Origin of the sequence: Hymenobacter metallicola, assembly GCF_004745645.1 — a bacterium.
Taxonomy (GTDB): domain Bacteria; phylum Bacteroidota; class Bacteroidia; order Cytophagales; family Hymenobacteraceae; genus Hymenobacter; species Hymenobacter metallicola.
The window spans coordinates 2,141,938-2,165,902 of the sequence record NZ_SRMB01000001.1; the positions used below are offsets into that span (position 1 = coordinate 2,141,938).

Below are 23,965 nucleotides of genomic sequence, written 5' to 3' on the forward strand. Positions count from 1 at the left end.
GCTTATGTAGCGGGCTACCCCGTGCTTTATTTGCAACAAAAACACCCGATGAATCTGGATATCGAGTTTCAGGAGCTGCCAATAGTCGAAGCTGTTTTTTATACTCGTTTAGGCCTGCAGTTAGAGGTTTTTACCATTCGTGACGTCAGCGACTGGGTCGATGAGGTTTTGCTGCGCGAAGACGAGCCCGACGCGTTTTTTGGGGAACTCTACCGGCTGCTGCACACCGAAAAGCAGCGGGTACTGGCGTATCTGCGGCAGGCTTTTCCCGAAGCTTCCTTTTCGGTGCGGCCCGCCCTGGCGTGGCTGCACCAGCTTTTCGTAACCGGCCAGTGGGCACTAGGCCCCACGCTTACTTCGCTTTACCGCCTGCGGACCCTAGTCGTCTCCGACCAGGAAGTAGGCTGGATTTACGGCTTATCGGCCGACTACGAGCAGGCCGCCGCGGCACCGGCAGCTCAGCCAAAAGTAGCCCAACAAACGGCTGCGTTTCTGGGCTGCTACCAGCAGTACACCTTTGCCAACCGCCGCCAGTGGCCGCTGCTGGACGCCGGGCTGGAAGTGCAGTTGGCCAGCCTACAGTCATAAGGTCAGCAACTACTGCTGGCCGTTAACTGCTACCTTGCTGACCTCTTGATACTCTGCCGCCAATGACACCCGAGGAACTAACCACGCTTGTGGCCCAGCTGGAGGCCGACACGCCAGCCAGCGGGGCTTATTTCGGCATTTTTCAGTACGGGGATGAGCCCGATGCAAGCTTTATCAAAGCCAATAAAGCGGGGCTAAAGCTCTTTGCCGCCGAAATTTTGCGGGCGGCAACTCAGGTTGAGGCAACGCTGGCGCACGAAACCGAAACCATTATCCCGCTTGATTTTGAAGATGCTACTTGGCTGGATGGCGACATCCTTGTTCATTATATCGAACCAGTAAACTACAGCGCCGCGTCGCAGCCCGAAGCAAAACCACGGGCCTTGTTCGATAGATTTTCCGATAACCTACAAGGCTTTGTTTTACTTAGCTTCGGGGTGTTTCTGTTGATTTCTCTGCTAGTGGGCATTGGGAACGGAATACAAACAATTGCAAACTGGATTTCCGGCTAATTCCCACTACGAACTCCCTACTCGCCGAACAATACCTACACAAAAAGGCCCGCTGCATTGCTGCAACGGGCCTTTTCGTATTCTGAATCCGAAGAGTCTTAGAGGTGAATAACCTCCCCGTAGGCGGCGGCGGCAGCTTCCATCACGGCTTCCGACATGGTGGGGTGCGGGTGCACAGCCTTGATGATTTCGTGACCGGTGGTTTCGAGCTTGCGGGCCACCACTACCTCGGCAATCATTTCCGTCACGTTGGAGCCAATCATGTGGGCACCAAGCCATTCGCCGTACTTCTTGTCGAAGATAACCTTCACGAAGCCGTCCTTGGCGCCGGCGGCCGACGCCTTGCCCGAAGCCGAGAAGGGAAACTTGCCCACCAGCACGTCGAAGCCTTTGTCGCGGGCCTCTTTCTCGGTGAGGCCGACACTGGCAATTTCGGGCTGGGCGTAGGTGCAGCCGGGAATGTTCTGGTAGTTGAGCGGCTCGGGGTGGTGGCCGGTAATCTGCTCGACGCAGATAATGCCTTCGGCCGAAGCCACGTGGGCCAGGGCGGGGCCGGGCACGATGTCGCCGATGGCGTAGATGCCGGGCACCGAAGTCTGGTAGTAGTCGTCCACGATGACGCGGCCCTTCTCTACCTTGATGCCCAGCTCTTCCAGACCCAGGTTTTCGAGGTTGGTAACCACGCCGGCGGCACTCAGTACCACGTCGCAGGCAATCTGCTGGTCGCCTTTCGCGGTTTTGATGGTTACGTTGCAGCCCGCGCCGCTGGTGTCCACCTTCGTTACCTCGGCCGAGGTCATAACCTCAATGCCGATTTTCTTGAAGGACTTCTCCATCTGGCGCGATACTTCCTCGTCTTCCACCGGCACGATGCGGGGCAGGTATTCTACCACCGTTACCTCGGTGCCCATGGTGCGGTAGAAGTAGGCAAACTCGACGCCGATGGCCCCCGAGCCTACTACCACCATTTTCTTGGGCAGGGTGGGCAGTACCATGGCCTGGCGGTAGCCGATGATTTTCTGGCCGTCAATCGGCAAGGCGGGCAGCTCGCGCGAACGGGCGCCGGTGGCCAGAATGATGTGCTTGGCCTCTACGGTTTCTTTCGAGCCGTCGGCCTTGGTTACCTCCACCTTGCCGGGGGCCAGCAGCTTGCCCACGCCCGCTACGGTGTCGATTTTATTCTTTTTAAACAGGAAGTTGATGCCCTTGCTCATGCCATCGGCCACGCCGCGGCTGCGCTTGATAACGGCCTCGAAGTCGAAGCCCGTTTCGCCCACCTTCAGCCCGTACTCCTGGGCGTGCTGGAGGTACTCATACACCTGAGCCGTTTTGAGCAGGGCTTTGGTGGGGATGCAGCCCCAGTTGAGGCAGATTCCGCCGAGCGACTCCCGCTCTACCACGCCTACTTTCAAGCCGAGCTGGGAAGCCCGAATAGCAGCTACGTAGCCTCCGGGGCCGCTGCCGATAACGACCAGGTCGTATTGCAATGCCATATTAGTTTGTGTTTTATAAAGAATTGTTTTATCCTTACCAGGAAAACAACGCTTTGTGGTAACGAAAGAATCTGCCAGTGGGCTTCTAACGGCTCGTTCTGGTGCGGTAAAGATAAGGAGCGAATCCGTCTTCCCGCACTCGGCTTCGGCCCGGGTTTGCCCCGGCCAGGCATCAACCCCACAACACCATTTGCAGCCGCCCCTCTTCTGTCCCGAACTCTAACAAACTTATCCGATGAAACAGTATTCTACCCTCCTGCTTTTGAGCGTGCTGGCCCTGCCCGCCGCCCACGCACAAGTAGCCTCCACGGGAACGGCCATGTCGGCCGCCACGGCCAGCAGCTTCTCGGCCTCTGCGCCGGCCAAACGGCTGTCGAACAGCGAGTACAAAGCCCGGATCAAGGCCGCGGATGCCACGCTCAAAACTACGCCCAAGGATGTGGAGGCTCTGCTGAGCCGGGCCCAGGCCCGCGTCGAGCTCAAGGATTACGCCGAGGCCGTGGCCGACTACAACGTGCTGCTGCGCCTGCAACCTGCCAATGTGGAATGGTACTACCTGCGCGGCACAGCCAACCTGCGCGACGACAAGTTCCAGCCCGCCATTGCCGACTTCTCCAAAGCTCTGAAATACGACCCCACTCACAAGCCCAGCTTGCTATACCGCGGAGTGGCTAAGATGAAGGCTCTTAACTTCAAGGGGGCTATTGCAGACTTTGGTAAGATTATCGAGCAGGAGCCCGAAAATGCTGATGCCTACGAGTACCGCGGCGTATGCTACTCCCACGCGGGCCAGGATGCACTGGCCGTGCAGGATCTGGAAAAAGCGGCCGCCTTGAACCCGGAAGCTGCCAAAACCCTGAAGCGCTACCGTCCGAGCAAGTAAATAAGTATCTGTCAGTTAGCCCGCGCCCGGACCCGTTAGTCCGGGCGCTTTTTTTGTGAGAAATGGGCAACTTATAGCTCTGCTTCACGTCTACACGCTGGATACGCCAAAAGCCGCCTTTTGGGGCAGCCTCCGGCGTACGTTGGCCCGTGAAGTTCTTTCTGATTGTCTGCTTCTTACCCCATGAAAAACCGAGTACTTTATTTTGTAGCCGGCACGGCTACGGTTCTGCTTACTACTCAGTGCGCTACCACCGCTGAAAAAGATTCGCCCGGGGCGCGGCGGGCCGTTGCGGCCGAGTCGTCGGCCCCGCGGGTGGCTACTGCGTCGGCCGTAACCGATGCGTCGACGGCCGCTACAACGCCAGCCTCTTCTGCCGCTACCGGCCCCACGGCCAGCTCCGCCCCAACGACGCCGGTGGTAGTGGAGCCGGCGGCCCGCAAGAACAACGCGGATTACAAGGCCGATATCCGCACGGCCGATGCGGCCCTGAAAGCCAAACCCCGCGACGCCGACGCCCTGCTGCTCCGGGCCAAGGCCAAAAGTCACCTCAAAGACTACCGGGAAGCCGTGGCCGACTACAACACCGTGCTCCGCCTGAAGCCCACCAATGCCGAAGCCTACTACAACCGCGGCCTGACCCGCCTCAAGCTCAAGGAGTACACGCCTGCCATCAGCGACTTTTCCAAGGCCCTGAAATACCGGCCCGATGACAAGGAGGCCTTCTTTGGCCGTGGGGCGGCCAAAATGCAGCTGTTCAACTTCAAAGGAGCAATTCCGGATTTCACCAAGGCCCTTACCCTGGACAGCACCTACGCCGATGCCTGGGAGTACCGCGGCATTAGCTATTCATCGATCAACAAGCCCAACGAAGCCAAGTCGGACCTGGAAAAGGCCGCCAAGCTCAACCCCGAGGCCAGCAAAAGCCTGCGCCGCTACGCCGGCAAAGAATAGCCGACAGCCACCCAACCCGCCCGTAGCCAACGCCCTCTCAACAAAAGCTGAAAGGGCGTTGGTGTGTCTGCTACTTTCCGCCAAACAGCAATTTCATGTAGAAGCTCGGCTGGCGCAGCCGCTCCCGCAGGTCCAGGTCGAGGAACATGCCGGATATGGTTTCGGCCAGCGTCGGGTTGTTGGCGGCGCGGTTGGCCACGAAGTTGAACAAGGCCGGAAACTGCAGCAGGCGCTGCAGCCAGTGACTCAGGCGCAACTCCTGGCCCAGGCGGCGGTATACGGCCGCGTCGTACTGCTGCAGGAAGCTGGCAGCAGTGTCGTTAGCGGCCAGGGCCCGGGTGGCCCAGTCGGCGGCGTGCCGGCCGCTGACCATAGCGTGGCTGATGCCTTCCCCACTGAAAGGGTCAATCAGGGAGGCCGCGTCGCCGAGCAAGAGGTAGCCGTTGCCGGAAATAACGCGGCGTTTGGAGCCCAGCGGCAGGCCAAACCCCTTTATCGGGCCGAGGCGCCGGGCGCCTTTGAATCGGTCTTTCAGGGCCGGGTGGGTAGCCAGCATTTCGGTCATTCGCTCCCGCAGGTTCACCTTCTTGGCCGAAACGGCCTTGGTCAGCATGCCCGCCCCCACGTTGGCCTGCCCGTTGGGCAGGGGAAAAACCCAGAGGTAGCCGGGCAGAAAATCTTGGATGAAGTGCAGCTCGATAAAATTGTCGGGACTCAGCCCCGTCACACCTTCGTAGTAGGCCCGCACGCCGGCGCAGTGGTGAGCTGGCTCCAGGGCGTGGCCCGCAATCTGGCGCGCAAAGGCCGATTGGGCGCCGTTGGCCACGAGCAGCAGGCGGGCCGAGGCCAAGGCTTCGCCAGCGGCGGTGCGCAGAAGCCACCGGCCGTCGGCAGCTTGCTCGGGCTGGGCTACGTCCACGCCTTCGAGCAATTCAATTTCGGGCCGCTGCCGCACTTCCTCCACCAGAAAGTTGTCGAAGTCGAGGCGCTTCATCACGTGGCCGGCCGCTGCATCTACCGTTTTAGTGTAGCGCGGCTTGAAAGGCACGGCTAGGCGCTGGCCATTGGGTGCGAAAAAGTCGATGCCCCAGGATGGCACCTGCCCCGCCGAGGCCGAGAGGCGGCTAACCAAGTCGGGCCCCAAGCGGCGCAGCTCGCTGAGCACCTTGCCACTGAGGGCGTCGCCGCAGATTTTGTCCCGGGGAAAAACAGCTTTATCCAGCAGGAGCACCGGCTGGCCCGCCGTAGCCAGGTGCAGGGCGGCCGTGGCGCCGCCGGGGCCGGCTCCCAGAATACAAATATCGACGTGGCGCATGCGGTACGAGTTGTTCGGTGATAGTTGTCAGTTGTCAGGCTGTTGGGCAGCTGATGTCAGGGACGAAGATGGGACTTAATGCTGGCTTTGCGCGGGCCGGCGTTAGTACCGAGCTGGCTGTTTGGGCAGCTCTGCGGGCCGTTCCCACGGTTTTTCTTCACCGTATTGCGAAGTAGAACGTTACAGCCCACTCAGGCTCGTTGCCAGCAAAAACTAACACCGGACAACTACCAACGAACAACTATATCAGCCTATCTTCGCCGCATGACGAAACTGCTCGACGGAAAAGTGGCCCTCATTACGGGTGCTTCCAAAGGAATTGGCCGCGCCATTGCGGTGTATTTCGCCCAGCTTGGGGCTAATGTGGCATTTACCTACCTCTCCAGCGTGGAGAAAGGTCAGCAGCTGGAAGAAGAGCTGGCCGCCCACGGCACCAAAATCAAAGGCTTCCGCTCCGACGCCTCCGACTACGCCCAGGCCGAAAAGCTGGTGGAAGACGTGGTGGCCGAGTTCGGCAAGCTTGATATTCTCGTAAACAACGCCGGCATCACCCAGGACGGCCTGCTCATGCGCATGAGTGAGCAGCAGTGGGACCAGGTACTGGCCGTGAACCTGAAGTCGGTGTTCAACCTGACCAAGGCCGCCACCAAGCCCATGATGCGTGCCAAGAGCGGCAGCATCGTGAACATGACCTCGGTAGTGGGCATCAAGGGCAACGCCGGCCAGGCCAACTACGCGGCCTCCAAGGCCGGTATTATCGGGTTCACCAAGTCGGTGGCCCTGGAGCTGGGCTCGCGCAATATTCGCTGCAACGCCATTGCCCCCGGCTTCATCGAAACCGAAATGACTGGCGAACTGGACCAGAAAGTGGTGGAAGAGTGGCGCAAAGCCATTCCGCTCAAGCGCGGCGGCACCCCCGAAGACGTGGCCAAAGCCACCGCCTTTCTGGCCTCCGACGACAGCAGCTACATCAGCGGCCAGGTGCTGCAAGTCGATGGCGGCATGCTGACCTAGGCCGGCAGCGGCTGGCTTTCGATAAGCTTTTTTCCGACCGTCAGGTGGCGCTGGCCGAAGCATCTGTACCGCAGTAGTAATTCTAGCTACCATTGCGGGCAGCATGCTTCAGCCAGCGCCACCTGACGGTTTTTTATAGTGTGTTGCCTTCTGATTTATCCGAAATGAGCCGAAGAAGAATTTTTCTCTTGGTCTGGCTGCCACTGCTGCTGACATCGGGTTGGTACAGCTTCCGTCGCCATCAACAAAAGATGCGCGCTGAGGAGGTCGAAAAACGCATCCAACAAAGTCCTAAGCACGCTTTTGACAAATTGGCCCTTCACAACGGCGACTTAATCTTTCAGACTTCCCAATCTTCCCAGAGCCAGGCCATTCAGCTGGCGACCCACTCCAAATACAGCCACTGTGGCATCTTGTATTACCTCGGTGGTGAGTGGCGGGTATTTGAAGCCGTGCAACCGGTAAGCGAAACGTCATTAGCCAAATGGGTAGCGCGGGGCAAGGGCAGTGAGTTTGTGGTGAAGCGCCTGCGCGACGCCGAAACCGTACTTACGCCCCCTGTGCTGCGCCGCTTGTACGCGGCCGGCGAACAATATCGCGGCAAGAATTACGACCTCTACTTTGGCTGGAGCGACGAGCGGATTTACTGCTCGGAGCTGCTTTGGAAGATGTATAAAACTGCCACCGGCCGCGAAATTGGCCAGCTCCAGACCCTGCGCGAATTCGACCTGAGCCACCCGACCGTGCAGGCCAAGCTGCGGGAGCGGTACGGCAAGAATATTCCGCTGGATGAAAAGGTTATTTCCCCGGTGCGGATGCTGGAAAGTGCGGAGCTGGTGACGGTGCGGTAAGGGGCTTGGCCCCGATGTACATGGTTTGGCCCCCAGCAAAGACAGCGCACAGGCAACGGGGAACAGCACAGGAAATAATTTCTGCATAACTCCCCGAATATCGGCTGGGTAAAGACGCGGTGACTTTTGCCCAACAGAAAAACCTAGCGGCGCAGACCCCATTCTGTGCCTAACTTCGCCCAGCGCTATCTTTCGGCGCTACGTTGTACTGCTTTATAAGCAACTTCCCGGCTGGTTTTCGGGTTCTTAGTGCTCCATTCTTCGCTCCTCGCCTTTGCTGTCCACCGCTGCTTCTCCCTGGTTAATCTTGCTGTGCCTAGCCGTGGGCGCGGGCTACGCGGCCCTTCTCTATTCGGCTAAAGCTCCCTGGAGCAAGCCCGTGAACTACGCCCTGGCCGCTCTGCGCTTCGTGGTGGTGAGCTTCCTCTGCTTTCTGCTGCTCTCGCCGTTTATTAAAACCACTACCACGACCAAGGAGCAGCCCACCATCGTGCTGGCCGTCGACAACTCCCAGTCGGTGGGGCTGTTTACTCCCAAACCGGTGCTTAGCCAGGCCACAGCGGGCATTACCCAGTTGGCGGCCGACCTGGGCCGCAGAGGCTTTCAGGTCGAGACCCGCACACTCAGCGCCGGCGCCCGCCCGGCCCGGCCCGACTCCCTGCGTTTCCAGGCCCCGGCCTCTGACCTCGACGGCCTGCTGAGCGGCATTGGCGAAAGCTACGACGGGCGTAATCTGGCCGGGGTGGTGCTCGTCTCCGACGGCATCGTGAACCAGGGCCGCTCGCCGGTGTACTCCGAGTTCAACTTCCCGATTTACAGCGTGGCGGTTGGCGACACCTTACCCAAGAAGGATGTGCGCCTGGCCGTGCTGACTTATAACCGGGTGGCCTTCAGCGGCAACCGATTCCCGATTGAAGCCGAAATCGACTACAGCGGCTTTAGCGGTGGCGAGGCTTCGGTGCAGCTGCGGGAGAATGGCCGCGTGCTCGAAACCCGGCGCGTGCCGCTCACGGCCAGCCGGCGCAGCCAGAAAACCACCTTTTTGCTCACGGCCAACGCCCCCGGCAAGCACCGCTACGAAGTGGTAGTACAGCCCCTGGCCGGCGAGTTTACGACGCTCAACAACACCAAAAGCGCCTACATCGAGGTGGTGAAAGGTAAGCTGCGCGTGCTGCTGGCCGGGGCGGCCCCCCACCCCGACCTGAAGGCGCTGCGGGCTGCCATTCAACAGAACGACAACTTCGCGCTGACCACCTACCTGCCCGGCATCACGCCCCTGCAGAATCAGGACTACGACGTGGCCATTTTGCACCAACTGCCGGCCCGCGGCGGGGTGGGGGCCGAGGTGCTGGCCGCCGTGAAAAGCCGCAAGGTTCCGACCTTCTACATCGTGGGTGCCCAGTCGGATTTTAACGCCTACAACTCCTTCGGTACCGGCCTGACCATTACGCCCCGGGGCAGCCAGACCGATGAAGTGACGCCGGTGCTGAATCCGAGCTTTTCGCGCTTTACCTTCGAGGAAGACGCTCTGCGCCGGTTTACGGCTTACCCGCCGGCGGCCGTGCCCTTCGGAGATTTGCGGGTGAACAGCGGGGCAGAGGTGGCTTTGTACCAGCAGGTGGGCCGCCTCAAAACCCAGAAACCCCTGCTCGTGCTCGGCGGCGTGCCGGCCCAGCGCCAGGCCACGCTGCTCACCGACGGCAGCTGGCAGTGGCGCCTGCAGGAGGCCGCCGACCACGCCGACCGGCCCGAGGCCTACGACCGGCTCATTATCCGGACCCTGCAGCTGCTCACGGCCAACGCTAACAAGAAGCGCCTCGACGTGTACCCCACCCAGGATGCCTTCAGCACCGCCGACGACGTGACTTTTGCCGCCGAGACCTACAACGCCATTTTTGAGCGGATTTACGGCCAGGCTATTCGCCTCACGCTGACCGACGAGCAGAACCGTACCCGCACGTTCAACTTCACCAATAGCGAGGATGGCTCGCCTCTGCACCTGGGCAGCCTACCCGGGGGCCTTTACCGCTACGCCGCCACTGCTACCCTTAGCGGCCAGCACCAGCAGGACCGCGGCGAACTACTGGTGCAGGAGCAGCAACTCGAAACCCTGGAAGCCCGCGCCAACCACAATCTGCTCTACCAGCTTTCGCGCCGTAGCGGTTCGCGCCTGTATTACCCCGGTCAGTTTGCCCAGCTCACCCAAGACATTCAGCAGGCCAACGCCAAGCCAGTGCTCTACACCCAGGAGGATCTGAAGGATTTGATTAACCTGAAATGGCTGTTTTTCCTGCTGCTGGCTTTAGTTACGGCCGAGTGGGCCACCAGAAAATACTCAGGGGGCATATAAAGCTGTAGGGCGAAGTTCTGCTTGGGCAGCCGTTCGCGCCATGACCACGATAATCGTTTGAGTTGCGCTTACCCCCTTGCCCAGTAGAACTTCGCGCTACGTTAATCCGTCATGTTACTTCTGCTATGAAACACAGCCTCTCCTTTTTTGGCGCCCTTCTACTGCTGACTGGCTGCAATAACTCCCCGGAAAAGCGGGCGGAAGCGGTGGTTTCCGAATATGTAAGCAACCGCCTCGACGACCCGGCGAATTACCGGGCCGACAAGTTTGACACCAAGCCCTACACCCGGCAGGACTCGGCGGCCTACGCCGCCCGCGTGGCCCAACTCAACGGTAGCGGCCCGGCGGCTCCGGCCGCGCCGCCAGTAGCCAACGGCGCGGCGCAGATTGGCACCTTTGTGCGCCACAGCTACCGGGAGCAAACCAAGGACGGCGACGTGCGGCGCGACAGTGGAGAGTTTGTCGTGTCGCCCAAGGGCGACGTAATCGAGCTTATCCCCGGCCACCGGCTCAAGTAGCGCAAACCAACTTGGTGGCGCAAGGGTCAGTCGGCCGTTTTCCACCGGCTCAGCAGGCCGTAGCCCAGTAGCAAGGCGCCGGCAAACCACCCCAGACTGCACCACTCGGCCAGGGCAATACCGGGCTGAACGGTGAGCACGCCCTGGGCATCTTTGCTCAGCAGATATAATACCTGCGTCGGGGCGGCGTAGGGCAGGTAGTCGACGTGCTCCCAGCGCAGCAACGTGAGGGCCGCCACCAGGCCCCCGATACCAAAGGCAAAGGGCAGTGCAAAGCTGCGCCACCACAGGGCCGCGACATACTGAATTCCCAAAACGCCCAGCGTAGCCAGGTAGCTGTGCGCCAGCATAGTTACAACACCGGCCAGCGGGACCGGGTGGGCAGCAAACAACAGGTCGGGACGGAGCAGGCCCAGCAGCTTGCCCGAGGCCAGCAGCAGTACCACGTATACCACCTGGGCCAGCAGATTGAGTTGGAGCAGCACCAGCAGTTTGCTGCTCAGCACGGCCCCGCGGCCAACGGGCAAGGCATACAGGTGCTTCCAGGCCGTGGCCCGGTTTTCAATGGCCACCAGCAGGCTGGTCAGCAAAATCAGAAACAGGGGCAGCAACAAAATCGAGGCCGTTTGCCAGCTCATGTGGATGTACTTTGCCCACGGATTTTGCCCGGCCGCCAGCAGCTTCTCGCCCCGGAAATAGACAATCAGGAAGTTGAGCACTACCGGCAGCGCGCCCCCGCCCAGGGCCAGCCACAGGGCCAGGGTGCGGCGTAGCTTAAGCCAGTCGGCAAGGTGGCAGCGCCACCACTGCGTCATGGGGGAAGGCGCGGAAAGGTCGAAGCTCATAGGACGGGGCTGGTTTCGGTGAGGTGCAGAAAGGTTTCTTCCAGGGTGGGTTGCCGGCAGCTGAGCTGGTAGAGCGGCTGCCCGGCCAGCACCAGGTGCCGCGCCACCTTGGCCAGCTGCTCGCGCGACTGATAGGGCAGCAGTAAGGTGCCGGCGCTGGCAACGGTGGCCTCGCCCAGCCCGGCCGGCAGCAAGTGGCAGCAAGTGGCTGCGCAGTCAGTTTCGATGACGATGTGCCGGCGGGCCACTTGCCGGTTGTGCAGCTCGGCCATACCGCCCTGAAACACCAACTGCCCGTGCTGAATAATGCCCACGTGGGTAGCCACCCGCTCGATTTCGCTGATCAGGTGGCTCGAGAGCAGAATGGTTTTGCCCTGCTCCTGCTGCAGGCGCCGCAGCAGCTCGCGCATGTCGATGATGCCGTTGGGGTCGAGGCCGTTGGTGGGCTCGTCGAGAATCAGCAGGTCGGGGTCGGGCAGCAAGGCCAGGCCCAGGCCCAGCCGCTGCCGCATGCCCAGCGAATATTCCCGCACCGGGCGGTGGGCCGCTTCCGTGAGTCCTACCAAGGCCAGTACTTCTTCCGAGCGGCCCCGAGCCAGCCCCCGCAGCCGCCGGGTCACTTCCAGGTTGGCCAGGCCGCTGAGGTGGTCGTAGAGCGAAGGATTCTCGATTAGAGCGCCCACCCGGCCCAGCAGTGCCACGCGGTGCCGGGCTAGGTCGTGGCCGAAGAGGCGGACCGTGCCGGCCGGAGCCCGCAGCAGGCCCAGCAGCAGCCGCAGCGTGGTACTTTTGCCCGCTCCGTTGGGCCCCAGAAAGCCGTAGATGCTGCCCGGTGGCACCGCCAAGGCCATTTCCCGCAGGATGGGCCGGGTGCCGTAAGCAAAGGAAAGCCGGTCGGTTTCGACCACAGGTAGGTAGCTCATAGCCAGTCGCTAAATAAGAATGGACCAAACCTACTACCCGGCAGATACCGCCCGCGGCTTCTTCTACCAACTCCGCTAAATCGAAGGGAAACACCGACCTGACGTCTACCACTGGCCTTAGTCGGGGCTTCGTTGGCTGGCAACGCCCGTTGGTAGAATTTGCACGGGTATTGAAGCAGGCTGGGAGGCCGGTCGTTGAAAACCCGCCGCTGATTTCAACCGGCTAGGCCTATTTTGGCACCTTATTGACTAGCCTTGCCTGCTTGCCCACCATGCCCCACCACCCCGAGTCTTTTTCCCCTGCTCCTACCGCTTCGGCGAGGTTCTGGGCCGCCGTGGCCAGGGTGCCGCTGTGGGCGCATATTTCGCTGTGGGCCGTCCTGCTTGGCATCGACGCGTTGCAGGTGTATGTAGGCATGAATTTTCCGGCGAAAGAAGCTCGTTCCCACCCTTTCGACTGGCGGTACGCGCTGGTGCACGCGGCCCTGACTGATGGGCTCTACGCCGCTTTCTTTTACTTCAACTGGCTGATTCTGATTCCCAAAACCTTGGCGCGCAACCAGGTGTGGCGCTACGTGCTGGCGGTACTTGTCGTGTTGGCCGTTTCAGTAGGCGGCCGTCTGCTTATCTCCACTTTTACCGTTCCCAATGGGAGCACCGAACCATTTAACCCTTCGCGGCAGGCTGTACCGTACCTACTCTGGGGCCTGATGACGCTCTTTTTCAGCTCGGCCCTCAAGGTTACCAGCGACTACCTGCAGGAGCAGCGCAACCGCCGGGAGCGGGAACGGCACTATCTGCTCACCGAGCTGGCCTTGCTCAAGGCCCAGGTCAACCCGCACTTCTTATTCAATACGCTCAACAACATCTACGCCCTGACCAAACAGCAGTCGGCCAGGGCACCGGAAGCCGTGCTACGGCTGGCCGAAATCATGCGCTACATGCTCTACGAAAGCAATTCGGAACAGGTGTTGCTGGCGAAGGAGCTGGCCAACATCCGGAGCTTTCTGGACTTGCAGCGCCTGCGCCTACCCGCGGCCGACGCCGAGGCCATTGCTTTTCGAAGCCACGGTGTAGCCCCCGACTCAGACTATCTTATTGCGCCCATGCTGCTGCTGCCCCTGGTCGAAAATGCCTTTAAACACGGCGACCTGGCCATGCGCCCCGAGGCTGTGCGCCTTACTGTGGAACTCGCTGGCGCGGGTGAGCTGCGCGTCGAGGTGCACAATTTTGTGGACGCCACGGCCCAGCCGCCCAGCGAGCAGCCCGGTGGCCTGGGCCTGGTTAATTTGCGCCGCCGCCTCAACCTGCTTTACCCCAACCGCCATACCTTACGGGTCGACAGCCAGCCGACCGAGCACACGGTGGTTCTAACCCTGGCCGCGGTCCTTTAACTATGGAATCGGAAAACACGCTGCGCAAAATATCCTGCGTCCTTATCGACGACGAGCCCCTAGCCCTCGATGTGCTGGCCGACTACTGCGGGCAGATTCCTTTTGTGGAGGTCCGCGGACAGTTTCACGACGCCCTAGCCGCCCTGGCCTTTCTGCAGGACAACGCCGTGGACTTGGTTTTTCTCGACATTCATATGCCCCGCCTCACCGGCTTGCAATTGGCTCAGCTGCTGCCCGCGCCCGGGCCGCGCATCGTGCTGACCACCGCTTACGACACCTACGCCGTGCGCAGCTACGAGCTGGGCGTGGCGGACTATCTACTCAAACCGATTTCCTTCGAGCGGTTTTTGCAGGCCGTCAACAAAGTGCGGCAGACCCTGCTGCCCACGCCCGCCCCACTGCAGGATGCTTCGCCCACGGCGCCCGATGCCATGTTCGTCAAAAACGAGCACCGCCTGCAACGGGTGGCCTTCGACGATATTCTCTACATCGAAGGCATGAAGGAATACCTGCTGATTTATACCATTCAGGGCAAAATCCTGACGTTACAGTCTTTTCGGCGGGTAGAGGAAGTGCTGCCGCCCGAGCGGTTCGCCCGGATCCACAAGTCGTTTCTGGTGTCGCTGCAGCGGATCGAGCACCTGGAGCGGGGCAAGGTGCAGGTAGCGGGCCGCCTACTGCCCATCGGCGACACCTACCGCGACTCGTTTGCGGCCCTTATTCGCGCCCACAACCAGCTTTGAGGCGCTATATGCAGCCTTACTGATGTCAGTTTAACCAGAACCTGAATTAGCCATTTCAACCCGTCTTTTTTACACTGTTATGCTGCTGTCTTGCCCCTTCCTGCTACTTGGCGACATCACCGGGCTCATCTGGATGCTGGGTATTGGGTTGGCCTTGGTATTTCTTGGCTTCCTCGTCGCCGTTCTGCTGGTTGGCAAGCGCGACTTTGTGGACCGGGCCGACACTGCGGAAGGCAAATCCGGCCGGCTGGGCCTGTTAATCATAGGGGCCCCTTTCCTGGCGCTGCTCCTGCTCTACTTGCTGCTAGCGGGGCTATAACCGCTGCGCAAGGCCTGCAGTCAGCCTCAGGCAAAAGATTTGGCTCCGGTTCGGCCCGCTATTTCGGTCGGCAGCGCGGTAGGTGCAGCGCGGATTGGTACCTTTGCGCGACCCGCCCGCTGCGCCGCTTGGCTACCAGCCGCCGGGAACCCCATCTGGGACGGTCCGTTCTCTATTTCCGAGCCGACGTGCCGCTGTTTCTGATTTTCCTTACCCCACGTTTTTTCTGCTGATGCGCTACGTTCTCGTCAACAAACCCTTCGAAGTTCTCACCCAATTCACCGACGAGAACGGCCGCGCCACGCTCAAAGACTTTGTGCCCGTGCCTGGCGTCTACCCCGTTGGCCGCCTCGATTACGACAGTGAGGGCCTTGTGCTGCTCACCGACGACAAAGGGCTGCAGCACCGCCTCTCCGAGCCCCGCTACAAAGTGCCCAAAACCTACCTGGCCCAGGTAGAAGGCATCCCGACCGAAGAAGCCCTGGCTCAGCTGCGCCGCGGCGTGGATATCAAGACCAGCTACACCGCTCCCGCCGAGGCTGAATTGCTGGCCGGCCCGCCCGCTTACCTGTGGGAACGAAGCAAGCCCATCCGCTACCGGGCCGCCATTCCGACCTCGTGGCTGAAAATCACGATTTCGCAGGGCATGAACCGGCAGGTGCGCAAAATGACGGCCGCCGTAGGCTTCCCGACCCTGCGCCTGGTCCGGACCCAGATTGCCCACCTCCCCGTGGACGGCCTCGCGCCCGGGCAGTGGCGGGAGCTGACCGAAGCCGAAGCCGCCAAGCTGCGCTCGGCTTACTCGGCCACCAAAATGCCCGGCGAACGGACCGTAGCACCTAAGTCGGCTGCCGGAACTACGAAAGCCGATTCGGCGGCCAAGCCTACCGGCGCAGGCCGTCCCGCGGGTCCGAAGTCAGCTAGCTCAGCCTCACCGGGTTCCCGCCCCGCGGCTGGGAAAGGCGGCCGTTCCTTTGATTCGGATAAGCCCAAGGGCCGTTCGGGTGCCAAGCCCAGCACCGGTGGCGCGGGCCGCACCGCGGGCGGTGGGGGCCGCTCCGGCGGGGGCCGTAGCTCGGGCCGCTAATGAAGCGGAGGCTGCTCTGGCTGCTGCTGCTGGGCTTTCTGGCCATCAACGGCGTAGCTTTTTTGCACGCCTGGCGTTTCACTCACTTCACCGACGAGTCCGGCACCCACACGGGCAACCCCGAGCAGCTGTCGGCCCTGGACAAAGCCTGGGTGCTCCTTACCGGCATCCAGAACCCCAAGCCCCGCAACTTGGGTGCCCCCGCCTTTGCCTTTCGCACCGTCCTTATTCCGAGCCCCAACGGGCAGCTGGAAGCGTGGTATAGCCCGGTGAACAACGCCCGGGGCCGCGTGGCGCTGTTTCATGGCTACACGAGCAACAAGTCCAAGCTGCTGACCGAGGCCAGCGTGTTTCGGCAGCTGGGCTACTCGGTGCTGCTGGTCGACTTTGCCGGCAATGGTGGCTCGGAAGGCTTTCAAACTACGGTCGGCTTCCGCGAATCGGCCGACGTGGCAGCGGTTTTTGCTTATCTGCAGCGGCAGAAACCAGCCGGGCCAATTATTCTCTACGGCGCTTCGATGGGCGCCGTGGCTATTCTGCGGGCCGAAAGTGAGTTGGGCGTCCGGCCCACAGCCAACATCATCGAGTGCCCCTACGGCAGCATGCTGCAAACGGCCCAGAACCGCTTCGGCTCCATGCACGTGCCGGCTTTCCCCCTGGCCAACCTGTTGGTGTTCTGGGGCGGGCTGCAAAACGGCTTCTGGGCCTTCGACCTCGACGCCACCGAGTTTGCCCAACACATTACCACTCCTACCCTGCTCATGTGGGGCGCAGCCGACCCGCGCGTCACCCGGGCCGAAACCGATGCTATTTACGCCGCCCTACGCGGCCCGAAGCAGCGCCGCGACTTTCCCAATGCCGGCCACGAGCCGTACTGGCGCAAGTACCCGGTAGAGTGGCAATCAACGATTAGCGCGTTTATGAGCCAATTTTGAGCATAATCATGGACCTTCTGCAACGAATCCAACGCTGGTATCTAATTAACTGTAATGGAGAATGGGAGCATGATTATGGAATTTCTATAACTACCCTGGATAACCCAGGATGGTGGGTTACAATTAATTTAAAGGATACTTGTCTGCAAACAGCTGTGCTTCTAAAGCAGCCAACCGTAGAACGTTCTGCTACAAACTGGGTATTCTGGCATATCGAGAATCAGCAATTTATAGCGGCTGGTGGGCCTGAAAACCTTTCGGAGATTCTCAGCTATTTTTTAGATGAATTACTACCGCAGCAAGGTGACCCAAACGTTGAGTATGAAGTCTGCATCCCTTTACAAAAGTATCTTGGTAGCATTTGGCGCCGGGCAAACGCCTCATTTGTAAACGAAAGTCAACTGAAGGTTCTATCCTTTTTTGATCCAGAGGACCCAGCCTCTTACGTTCTGCACGACGAAACCTCATTCAAGCATTTTGAGGAACTAGAAGCTTCTTCTCTTGCAGGCGCAGATACTGTAGCTGAACCAGGGGATATTATTACAGTCACTATTGAGGAGCATATGTTTTCTACCAATTTAGGATATAAGGATACTGTGTCGGGTTAAGCTATCCTCCCTTCTGCCCGGCTGTCAGCATATCCCGCTGTCGAGTTTGCCCGTAAAAGCCAGTCCGTCGTACAATCTGCCTTGGGAGTCGGTTAAAATGACAATGTGTCACAGAAAAACCCCGTTTTCAGGGCTGGTACGCTGCTTGTCAGTAGTCCGGCGCGAGTGATTCGCACCCTGAAAGCAGACACATCCAACACAACACATACATCCAATAAAATGGGAAAAATAATCGGTATTGACCTCGGCACCACCAACTCGTGCGTGTCCGTTATGGAAGGCAACGAGCCGGTGGTGATTCCAAATAGCGAAGGCCGCCGCACGACTCCGTCGATTGTGGCGTTCCTCGACAACGGTAAGGGCGAGCGGAAAGTCGGTGACCCGGCCAAACGTCAAGCCATTACCAATCCCCAGAACACGATTCAGTCGATTAAGCGCTTTATGGGCCGCGGCTTCTCGGAGGTAACCGAGGAGTCGAAGCACGTGTCGTATCAGCTGGAAAAGGGCTCTAACAACACGGTAGCCGTCAAAATCGGGGACCGGCAGTACACGCCCCAGGAAATTTCGGCCATGGTGCTCCAGAAAATGAAGCAGACCGCCGAAGAGTACCTGGGCACCACGGTAACCGAGGCCGTTATTACGGTTCCGGCCTACTTCAACGACGCCCAGCGCCAGGCCACCAAAGAAGCCGGTGCCATTGCCGGCCTCGACGTGAAGCGCATCATCAACGAGCCCACGGCTGCTGCCCTGGCCTACGGCCTCGATAAAAAGCACACCGACCAGAAGATTGCCGTCTACGACCTCGGTGGCGGTACCTTCGACATCTCGATTCTGGAACTTGGCGACGGCGTATTCGAAGTACTGAGCACCAACGGTGACACCCACCTCGGCGGCGACGACTTCGACCAGGTTATCATCAACTTCCTGGCCGAAACCTTCGCCAGCGAAAACGAAGGCCTCGACCTGCGCAAAGACCCGATGGCCCTGCAGCGCCTGAAAGAAGCCGCGGAGAAAGCCAAAGTAGAGCTGTCGAGCTCGTCGGAAACCGAAATCAACCTGCCCTACGTAACGGCTACCGCCTCGGGCCCCAAGCACTTGGTGGTAAAGCTGAGCCGCGCTAAGTTTGAGCAGCTCGCCGATTCGCTGGTGCGCCGCTCGATGGAGCCCGTGAAAAAGGCCCTGCAAGATGCTGGCTTGAGCACGTCCGACATCAACGAGGTAATCCTGGTGGGTGGTTCGACCCGCATTCCCCGCATCCAGGAGGAGGTAGAGAAGTTCTTCGGCAAGAAGCCTTCGAAAGGCGTTAACCCCGACGAAGTAGTAGCCATCGGCGCCGCTATTCAAGGTGGTGTTTTGACCGGCGAAGTAAAAGACGTCCTGCTGCTCGACGTAACTCCGCTGAGCCTCGGCATCGAGACCATGGGCGGCGTGATGACTAAGCTCATCGAGTCGAACACGACGATTCCGACCAAGAAGTCCGAGACCTTCTCGACGGCTTCCGACAACCAGCCTTCGGTAGAAATCCACGTACTGCAGGGCGAGCGTCCCTTGGCTTCGCAGAACCGCACCATTGGCCGCTTCCACCTCGCCGATATTCCGCCAGCACCCCGCGGCGTTCCGCAGATCGAAGTAACCTTCGACATTGACGCCAACGGTATCCTGCACGTATCGGCCAAAGACAAAGGCACCGGTAAAGAGCAGAAAATCCGCATCGAGGCTTCGTCCGGCTTGTCGGATGCCGATATCGAGCGGATGCGCAACGAGGCCAAAGCCAACGAAGAGGCTGACAAGCAGGAAAAGGAGCGCATTGAGAAAGTCAACCAGGCCGACTCGATGATCTTCCAGACCGAGAAGCAGCTGAAAGAGTACGGCGACAAGCTGAGCGCCGGCAACAAGACGGCCGTTGAAAATGCCCTGGCGGACCTGAAGAAGGCTCACGAGAGCAAAGACCTTGGCCAGATTGAAACCGCTATGACGGCTATCAACGCCGCCTGGCAGGCTGCTTCGCAGGAAATGTACGCTGCCACCCAGGGTGCCGACGGTCAAGCCCAGCCCCAGGGTTACCCCGGCGGCGACGGCGGCGCCCAAGGTAGCAATGGCCAGCAAGGCCAACCCCACGACAACGTAACCGACGTGGACTACGAAGAAGTCGACGGGAACAAGTAATTTGTTGTTTGATGATAGAAAAGGCCGGGAGCATTGCTTCCGGCCTTTTTTTATTGTAGGTAATCGTCCCTTAAACTGTCACTTGGTCGAGCCAAGCTTTGGCATCTCTTTCATTGTCGAAAAGCCGGTAGGTTAGGGCCGATGCGTGAGCTTCTTTCATTACGAGATTAACCGACAGGCGTGCAAAGACATCCTGCGGCAGTATCACGGCCCCATATATCTCTTCTCCTTGGGCAGTACGGGTAACCCAGTAATCCTGGATCCAGGTGCGTTCTTCTTCTGTGTAGGGCGACATCAACTGCTGGTCGCCCAGCATTTTGCGCCACCCCCGGGTGCGGAGCAATTGGCTTGCATGCGTCAGGAAGGCTTGCATATCGCCCAAGCTCCGCTTACCAGGATTGTACGCCACGATGGCATAGCCATCGGGATGTTCGAGAAGCCGACCAACTGGGTTTTCAAAGTAAAGCCGGGGGGCCGTTTGTTCAGCCATAATTCAATAAGTGGATTCAAAAAAGCACCAAGCGAAATCCGACTCTAATTATTACGGAAGCTCAACGCATAAAGATACACTATGAACTAACTTTGTATCTCGATGAACACCTCATTTTACTCGACAAATCATACTACGCCGTATACTAAGGTCCTGTTCTAGAGTTTGTCTTGCGTAGTAGTGTACTTATTATTCTTTTCTGCTGTATGGCTTCGTTTCTTATTATAGGTGCGGGCATAGGGGGCCTCACCACTGCTCATGCGCTCTTGCAGCAAGGTCACCAGGTACGCATCTGTGAAGCAGCACCGGAACTGCGCGAAGTAGGCGCAGGCGTGGTGCTCGGGGCCAATGCCATGCGTTACCTGGCCCACCTAGGTTTGCAACCGGCAATACAAGCCAAAGGCACGCCGGTTACTCGGCTGTCGCTCTGCGACCACCAAGGCAACCAGCTACAGACAGCTGATCCTTCTTTTTTTTCGCAGAAAGTAGGCTACGATAATCTGGGCATCCACCGGGCGGCTTTGCAGCGGGCCTTATTAGTTGGTCTGCCAACCGGTACCGTCCGCCTGGGCGCACAGTTTACCAGCTTTCAGACGACGAACTCGGGAGTACGGGCCTACTTTGCCGACGGGAGTCAGGCAGAAGCTGATGCGCTTATTGCCGCCGACGGGTTGAAGTCGCCAGTCCGGACCCAGTTGCTGCCCCGGGTGCAGCCGCGCTACGCGGGCTATACCTGCTGGCGGGCCGTAGTAGACGCCTCGGCGCTGCACCTGCCCGAGGGTAGCTCAGTAGAAATCTGGGGCAATGCCGGCCGGCGCATCGGCTATGTACCGGTGGGCCAGGGCAAGGTTTACTGGTTTGCTTGTCTTAACAGCGCAGAGCCGAACAGCCCAATATTTAGGGCCTTCCGTACAACCGATTTGCAGCAGACATTCGCCGATTTTCCGGCTCCTATTCCGGCTCTGCTAGCTCTTACCACCGATGCTCAACTGTTGTGGAATGATATCCTGGATCTGCCTCCCCTGCCTCACTTAGCCTACGGCCGCGTCCTGCTGCTAGGTGACGCCGGCCACGCTACAACTCCCAACATGGGGCAAGGCGCAGGCCAGGCCGTGGAAGACGCGGCCGTATTGGCCCGCTGCCTGGTAGCGACAACCGACATTCCAGCCGCTTTTCAAGCCTTTGAACGGCGCCGTCTACCCCGCACAACACGGATTGTGAATACCTCCTGGCAGCTAGGCAAGCTGGCCCAGTTGGAAAACCCTGCCCTGATTGCGCTACGCAATACTTTTATGCGCCTGCTTCCCCAGGCGGTAAGTCAGCGGCAAATGGCCTGGCTCTACGAACTCTAACCAACTATACCTCAGGTCGACAACTCCTTTTTGGGCGTAGGCGCAGCAACTTCCTGCTCCTCTTCTTCCTCTTCCTCTTCAAAGCCCTCCTGTATCTTTTCTTCGGCTTCCTGGTAATCCTCTATATCCGCCTGCTCGCAGTTTTCCTCCTGCATAACTTTGTCCTGGGGCTCGTAGCTAAGCTTGATATAGATAGGGAAATGGTCGGAGCCCACGTAAGGTAGCCGCTCAATGTCATCCACTTTAAAATCCGGGGAGACAAATACGTGGTCAAGGGGCCAACGGAGCAGCATGTAGTCGGCGTGGAACGTGGGCAGCAGGCCGCGGCCCACGCGTGGATCGAGCAGGCCGCTTATGCGCCGAAACAACTCGGAGGTGTGGGACCACGCCACGTCGTTCATGTCCCCGAACACAATAGTCGGGGCTTCTTTCTCACTGATTTCCTTGCCCACGAGCAGTAGCTCGGCGTCGCGTTTGGTACTGGTTTTCGACTCTGCCGGTGCGGGAGGCTTGGGATGCAGCCCGTACAAACGCACTTTTGTATGGCCGTCGGGCAACAGTACCTGCCCGTGCAGGGACGGCACATCATCGTCGAGCAAATACTTTATTTCGCACTTTTCCAGGGGCAGGCGCGAAAAAAACAGCAGGCCGTAGGTGTTATCCAGGGGCTCGTGGCAGGTGTAGGGATGCGTAGCTTCCAGGGGCCGGAGCTGCTCATACCACCACTGATCCGTCTCCACGGCCATAATCAGGTCGGGGTCAATTTCCTGGAGTACGGCCAGGGCCCGGGCACCCTGCTTGTTATACTGCAGCACGTTCATCACGGCCAAGCTCAGGTGCCGGTTGCCGTCGGCCCGGGTACTATCGGCTATCTGCTTGCTGGCAACGGGAGTGTAGGGCACAATCCGGAACGCTTGGTAGGCCACGGCGGCGGCCAAGGCCCCGAGGGCGCCCAGGCCCCAATAGCCCGGCAGCCGGTGCCAGCCCAGCAGCAGGGCTCCGGCCATGGTCAGCAGGGCCACCGTTACAATCTGTAGGCGGGGAAAGTCGAAGATGCGGATCCACCAGGCCGTTTCCCGTAGCAAGGGCAGCAGTGTAGCTACCAAGGATGCTACTGTCAGCAACAGCACCAGCCCGTGGGCAATTACCATCCAAAGGGGAGCATCGAGGTCAGGCACTTACAAAGAATATTGGGAGGTGGGAGGTTATAACTTGCTGAAACAACGAAGTTAGGGTTTCATCTTTCATCCTGCCTTCCTGGCGTTGTCCAAAAACCACCGTGCTACTCATCATTGAAGCCGCCTTTGCGAAGCTCCTCAATGGTGCGCATCACTTTGTCTTTAAGCGAAGTACGGTACTTTTCCAATACATCGGCCAGGCGGGCGTTGCTAAGCGCCAGGATTTGCGTGGCCAGCACAGCGGCGTTGGCGGCCCCATCGATGGCCACCGTAGCCACGGGTACCCCCGCGGGCATTTGCAGCATGGAAAGCACCGAATCCAGGCCCCGGATGGAAGTCGAGGAGTTGATAGGCACTCCGATAACAGGCAGCGTGGTGAAGGAGGCCAGCATGCCCGGCAAATGAGCGGCCCCGCCTCCACCGGCTATTATGACCCGCATACCGCGCTTCCGAGCCGTTTCACCGTACTCGATGAGACGATACGGCGTGCGGTGGGGCGATACCAGCGTGATTTCGTGGGGCACACCAAACTGCCGCAGCACTTCGGCCGCCGCAGCCATGATTTTGAGGTCGGACTGACTACCCATGACGATGCCCACCAGTGGGGTGTCACGGTAGTCGTCGGCGGGCGGGCCCGCAGCAGAGGCAGTAGTCATGCAAATAGGATGAAAAAAAGGCGGGTGGGGAGCCGTATAAGCGCTTGTACGCGACACTAAGACTACGGTTGGCTTTCCGAACATACCTTTTTAACCTGTTTGCTGCTACTCAATCCCTCGTACCTTTACCCGCCTTCCACTTCCCCACTACGGTACATGGAAATCCTACTCGCCACCTTTACTACCTTGTTTTCGGTTGTGAATCCCTTCGGGGCTATGCCGGTCTTTCTCACCCTGACGGAGGAAGACTCGCCCAGCCACCGCGCCCAGATTGGGCTACGGGCCTGTATGTACATGGTGGGCGTCCTGTCGGTGTCCTTTTTCGCGGGCCAGTACGTGCTCAACTTCTTCGGTATCAACATTCACCACCTGCGCATTGCCGGCGGCATTCTGTTGATGCGCTCCGCCTTCGACCTGCTGACGCCCGGCGGCAACCGGGCCAAAGTATCGGAGGCCACGCTGGAGGAGAGTATGCACAAGGAAGATATTTCCTTCACGCCCCTGGCCATGCCCATGCTGTCGGGGCCGGGCTCGATGGCCGTGTGCATCGGCTTGTTCACGGAAAAGCTTACTTATCTCGACATGGGCCTGATCTTCTTTGGCTTTGTGCTGGTAGCCGTGGCCAGCTACATTATCCTGATGTCGTCGCTGCGCCTGACGCGGTTTTTGGGCCGGCCGGGTATGGCCGCCCTGGCCCGTATTATGGGCTTTCTGACCCTGGCCATCGGTGTCAACTTTCTGGCGACGGCCATCAAAGCCCTGTTTCAGGAATAAGCACCCCTACCCATTCG

The 23,965-nt window shown here is 59.6% G+C and carries 24 protein-coding genes; 17 read left to right on the forward strand and 7 right to left on the reverse strand.

Annotated elements, in window-relative coordinates; translation table 11 throughout:
• Window positions 1–30: 30 nt before the first annotated feature.
• Window positions 31–588 (forward strand): hypothetical protein, encoded by a 558-nt coding sequence (locus E5K02_RS09010; RefSeq protein ID WP_135394165.1) that lies wholly within the window; start codon window positions 31–33, stop codon window positions 586–588.
• A gap of 62 nt (window positions 589–650) precedes the next feature.
• On the forward strand, window positions 651–1,100 hold the full coding sequence (locus E5K02_RS09015; protein ID WP_135394167.1) for a hypothetical protein: 450 nt from the start codon (window positions 651–653) through the stop codon (window positions 1,098–1,100).
• A gap of 98 nt (window positions 1,101–1,198) precedes the next feature.
• On the opposite strand, the gene lpdA is transcribed toward E5K02_RS09015, so the two are convergent.
• A complete protein-coding gene (lpdA, locus tag E5K02_RS09020; protein ID WP_135394169.1) occupies window positions 1,199–2,593 on the reverse strand; it encodes a dihydrolipoyl dehydrogenase in 1,395 nt (464 codons plus the stop codon).
• Between the two features lie 235 nt (window positions 2,594–2,828).
• On the opposite strand from lpdA, the gene E5K02_RS09025 reads away from it, so the two are divergent.
• Together E5K02_RS09025 and E5K02_RS09030 are read left to right on the forward strand one after the other, a co-directional pair.
• Window positions 2,829–3,476, forward strand: a complete 648-nt coding sequence (locus E5K02_RS09025; protein ID WP_135394171.1) for a tetratricopeptide repeat protein — start codon at window positions 2,829–2,831, stop codon at window positions 3,474–3,476.
• Window positions 3,477–3,659: 183 nt separating this feature from the next.
• Window positions 3,660–4,430 (forward strand): tetratricopeptide repeat protein, encoded by a 771-nt coding sequence (locus E5K02_RS09030; RefSeq protein WP_135394173.1) that lies wholly within the window; start codon window positions 3,660–3,662, stop codon window positions 4,428–4,430.
• Window positions 4,431–4,500: 70 nt separating this feature from the next.
• On the opposite strand, the gene E5K02_RS09035 is transcribed toward E5K02_RS09030, so the two are convergent.
• Complete coding sequence (locus tag E5K02_RS09035) at window positions 4,501–5,745, reverse strand: NAD(P)/FAD-dependent oxidoreductase (protein WP_135394175.1); 1,245 nt, start codon at window positions 5,743–5,745, stop codon at window positions 4,501–4,503.
• Window positions 5,746–6,009: 264 nt separating this feature from the next.
• Here E5K02_RS09035 and fabG point away from each other — a divergent pair, with 264 nt between their 5' ends.
• From fabG to E5K02_RS09055, 4 genes are all read left to right on the forward strand, one after another.
• Window positions 6,010–6,759 carry a 3-oxoacyl-[acyl-carrier-protein] reductase gene (fabG, locus tag E5K02_RS09040; RefSeq protein ID WP_135394177.1) on the forward strand — a complete coding sequence of 250 codons (750 nt, stop codon included), beginning with the start codon at window positions 6,010–6,012 and terminating at the stop codon, window positions 6,757–6,759.
• 311 nt (window positions 6,760–7,070) lie between these two features.
• Complete coding sequence (locus E5K02_RS09045; protein WP_240737209.1) at window positions 7,071–7,610, forward strand: YiiX family permuted papain-like enzyme; 540 nt, start codon at window positions 7,071–7,073, stop codon at window positions 7,608–7,610.
• A 274-nt stretch (window positions 7,611–7,884) separates the two neighbouring features.
• Window positions 7,885–9,960, forward strand: coding sequence for a VWA domain-containing protein (locus E5K02_RS09050; RefSeq protein ID WP_240737210.1), 2,076 nt, complete (start codon window positions 7,885–7,887; stop codon window positions 9,958–9,960).
• A 125-nt stretch (window positions 9,961–10,085) separates the two neighbouring features.
• Window positions 10,086–10,478, forward strand: coding sequence for a lipoprotein (locus E5K02_RS09055; protein WP_135394181.1), 393 nt, complete (start codon window positions 10,086–10,088; stop codon window positions 10,476–10,478).
• Window positions 10,479–10,504: 26 nt separating this feature from the next.
• Here E5K02_RS09055 and E5K02_RS09060 read toward each other — a convergent pair whose 3' ends face one another.
• Window positions 10,505–11,323, reverse strand: a complete 819-nt coding sequence (locus tag E5K02_RS09060; protein ID WP_135394183.1) for an ABC transporter permease — start codon at window positions 11,321–11,323, stop codon at window positions 10,505–10,507.
• Complete coding sequence (locus tag E5K02_RS09065; RefSeq protein ID WP_240737211.1) at window positions 11,320–12,246, reverse strand: ABC transporter ATP-binding protein; 927 nt, start codon at window positions 12,244–12,246, stop codon at window positions 11,320–11,322. Before E5K02_RS09065 ends, E5K02_RS09060 begins: the two co-directional genes overlap by 4 nt.
• A gap of 272 nt (window positions 12,247–12,518) precedes the next feature.
• On the opposite strand from E5K02_RS09065, the gene E5K02_RS09070 reads away from it, so the two are divergent.
• The 7 genes from E5K02_RS09070 to dnaK all read left to right on the forward strand — a co-directional run bounded on the left by E5K02_RS09070 (window position 12,519) and on the right by dnaK (window position 19,498).
• Window positions 12,519–13,640 carry a sensor histidine kinase gene (locus E5K02_RS09070; RefSeq protein ID WP_135394185.1) on the forward strand — a complete coding sequence of 374 codons (1,122 nt, stop codon included), beginning with the start codon at window positions 12,519–12,521 and terminating at the stop codon, window positions 13,638–13,640.
• Between the two features lie 2 nt (window positions 13,641–13,642).
• The gene (locus tag E5K02_RS09075; protein ID WP_240737213.1) at window positions 13,643–14,383 is read left to right on the forward strand and encodes a LytR/AlgR family response regulator transcription factor; all 741 of its coding nucleotides are present in this window, start codon (window positions 13,643–13,645) and stop codon (window positions 14,381–14,383) included.
• A gap of 79 nt (window positions 14,384–14,462) precedes the next feature.
• Window positions 14,463–14,702, forward strand: coding sequence for a hypothetical protein (locus E5K02_RS09080; protein WP_135394187.1), 240 nt, complete (start codon window positions 14,463–14,465; stop codon window positions 14,700–14,702).
• A gap of 232 nt (window positions 14,703–14,934) precedes the next feature.
• Entirely contained in the window at window positions 14,935–15,789 is an 855-nt protein-coding gene (locus E5K02_RS09085; protein WP_135394189.1) for a pseudouridine synthase, read from the forward strand.
• Window positions 15,789–16,724: an alpha/beta hydrolase gene (locus tag E5K02_RS09090; RefSeq protein ID WP_135394191.1), complete on the forward strand. Its 936-nt coding sequence runs from the start codon at window positions 15,789–15,791 to the stop codon at window positions 16,722–16,724. The genes E5K02_RS09085 and E5K02_RS09090 overlap by 1 nt, the downstream gene beginning before the upstream one ends.
• 8 nt (window positions 16,725–16,732) lie before the next feature.
• Window positions 16,733–17,332, forward strand: a complete 600-nt coding sequence (locus E5K02_RS09095) for an immunity 53 family protein (RefSeq protein ID WP_135394193.1) — start codon at window positions 16,733–16,735, stop codon at window positions 17,330–17,332.
• Between the two features lie 219 nt (window positions 17,333–17,551).
• Window positions 17,552–19,498 (forward strand): molecular chaperone DnaK, encoded by a 1,947-nt coding sequence (gene dnaK, locus E5K02_RS09100; protein WP_135394195.1) that lies wholly within the window; start codon window positions 17,552–17,554, stop codon window positions 19,496–19,498.
• Between the two features lie 70 nt (window positions 19,499–19,568).
• Here dnaK and E5K02_RS09105 read toward each other — a convergent pair whose 3' ends face one another.
• Window positions 19,569–19,988: a hypothetical protein gene (locus E5K02_RS09105; protein WP_135394197.1), complete on the reverse strand. Its 420-nt coding sequence runs from the start codon at window positions 19,986–19,988 to the stop codon at window positions 19,569–19,571.
• 206 nt (window positions 19,989–20,194) lie between these two features.
• Here E5K02_RS09105 and E5K02_RS09110 point away from each other — a divergent pair, with 206 nt between their 5' ends.
• Window positions 20,195–21,340: an FAD-dependent monooxygenase gene (locus E5K02_RS09110; protein ID WP_135394199.1), complete on the forward strand. Its 1,146-nt coding sequence runs from the start codon at window positions 20,195–20,197 to the stop codon at window positions 21,338–21,340.
• A gap of 11 nt (window positions 21,341–21,351) precedes the next feature.
• Here E5K02_RS09110 and E5K02_RS09115 read toward each other — a convergent pair whose 3' ends face one another.
• A complete protein-coding gene (locus E5K02_RS09115) occupies window positions 21,352–22,518 on the reverse strand; it encodes an endonuclease/exonuclease/phosphatase family protein (protein WP_206025931.1) in 1,167 nt (388 codons plus the stop codon).
• 104 nt (window positions 22,519–22,622) lie between these two features.
• Entirely contained in the window at window positions 22,623–23,174 is a 552-nt protein-coding gene (purE, locus tag E5K02_RS09120; RefSeq protein ID WP_135394201.1) for a 5-(carboxyamino)imidazole ribonucleotide mutase, read from the reverse strand.
• A gap of 156 nt (window positions 23,175–23,330) precedes the next feature.
• Here purE and E5K02_RS09125 point away from each other — a divergent pair, with 156 nt between their 5' ends.
• Window positions 23,331–23,948, forward strand: coding sequence for a MarC family protein (locus tag E5K02_RS09125; RefSeq protein ID WP_135394203.1), 618 nt, complete (start codon window positions 23,331–23,333; stop codon window positions 23,946–23,948).
• Window positions 23,949–23,965: the final 17 nt, after the last annotated feature.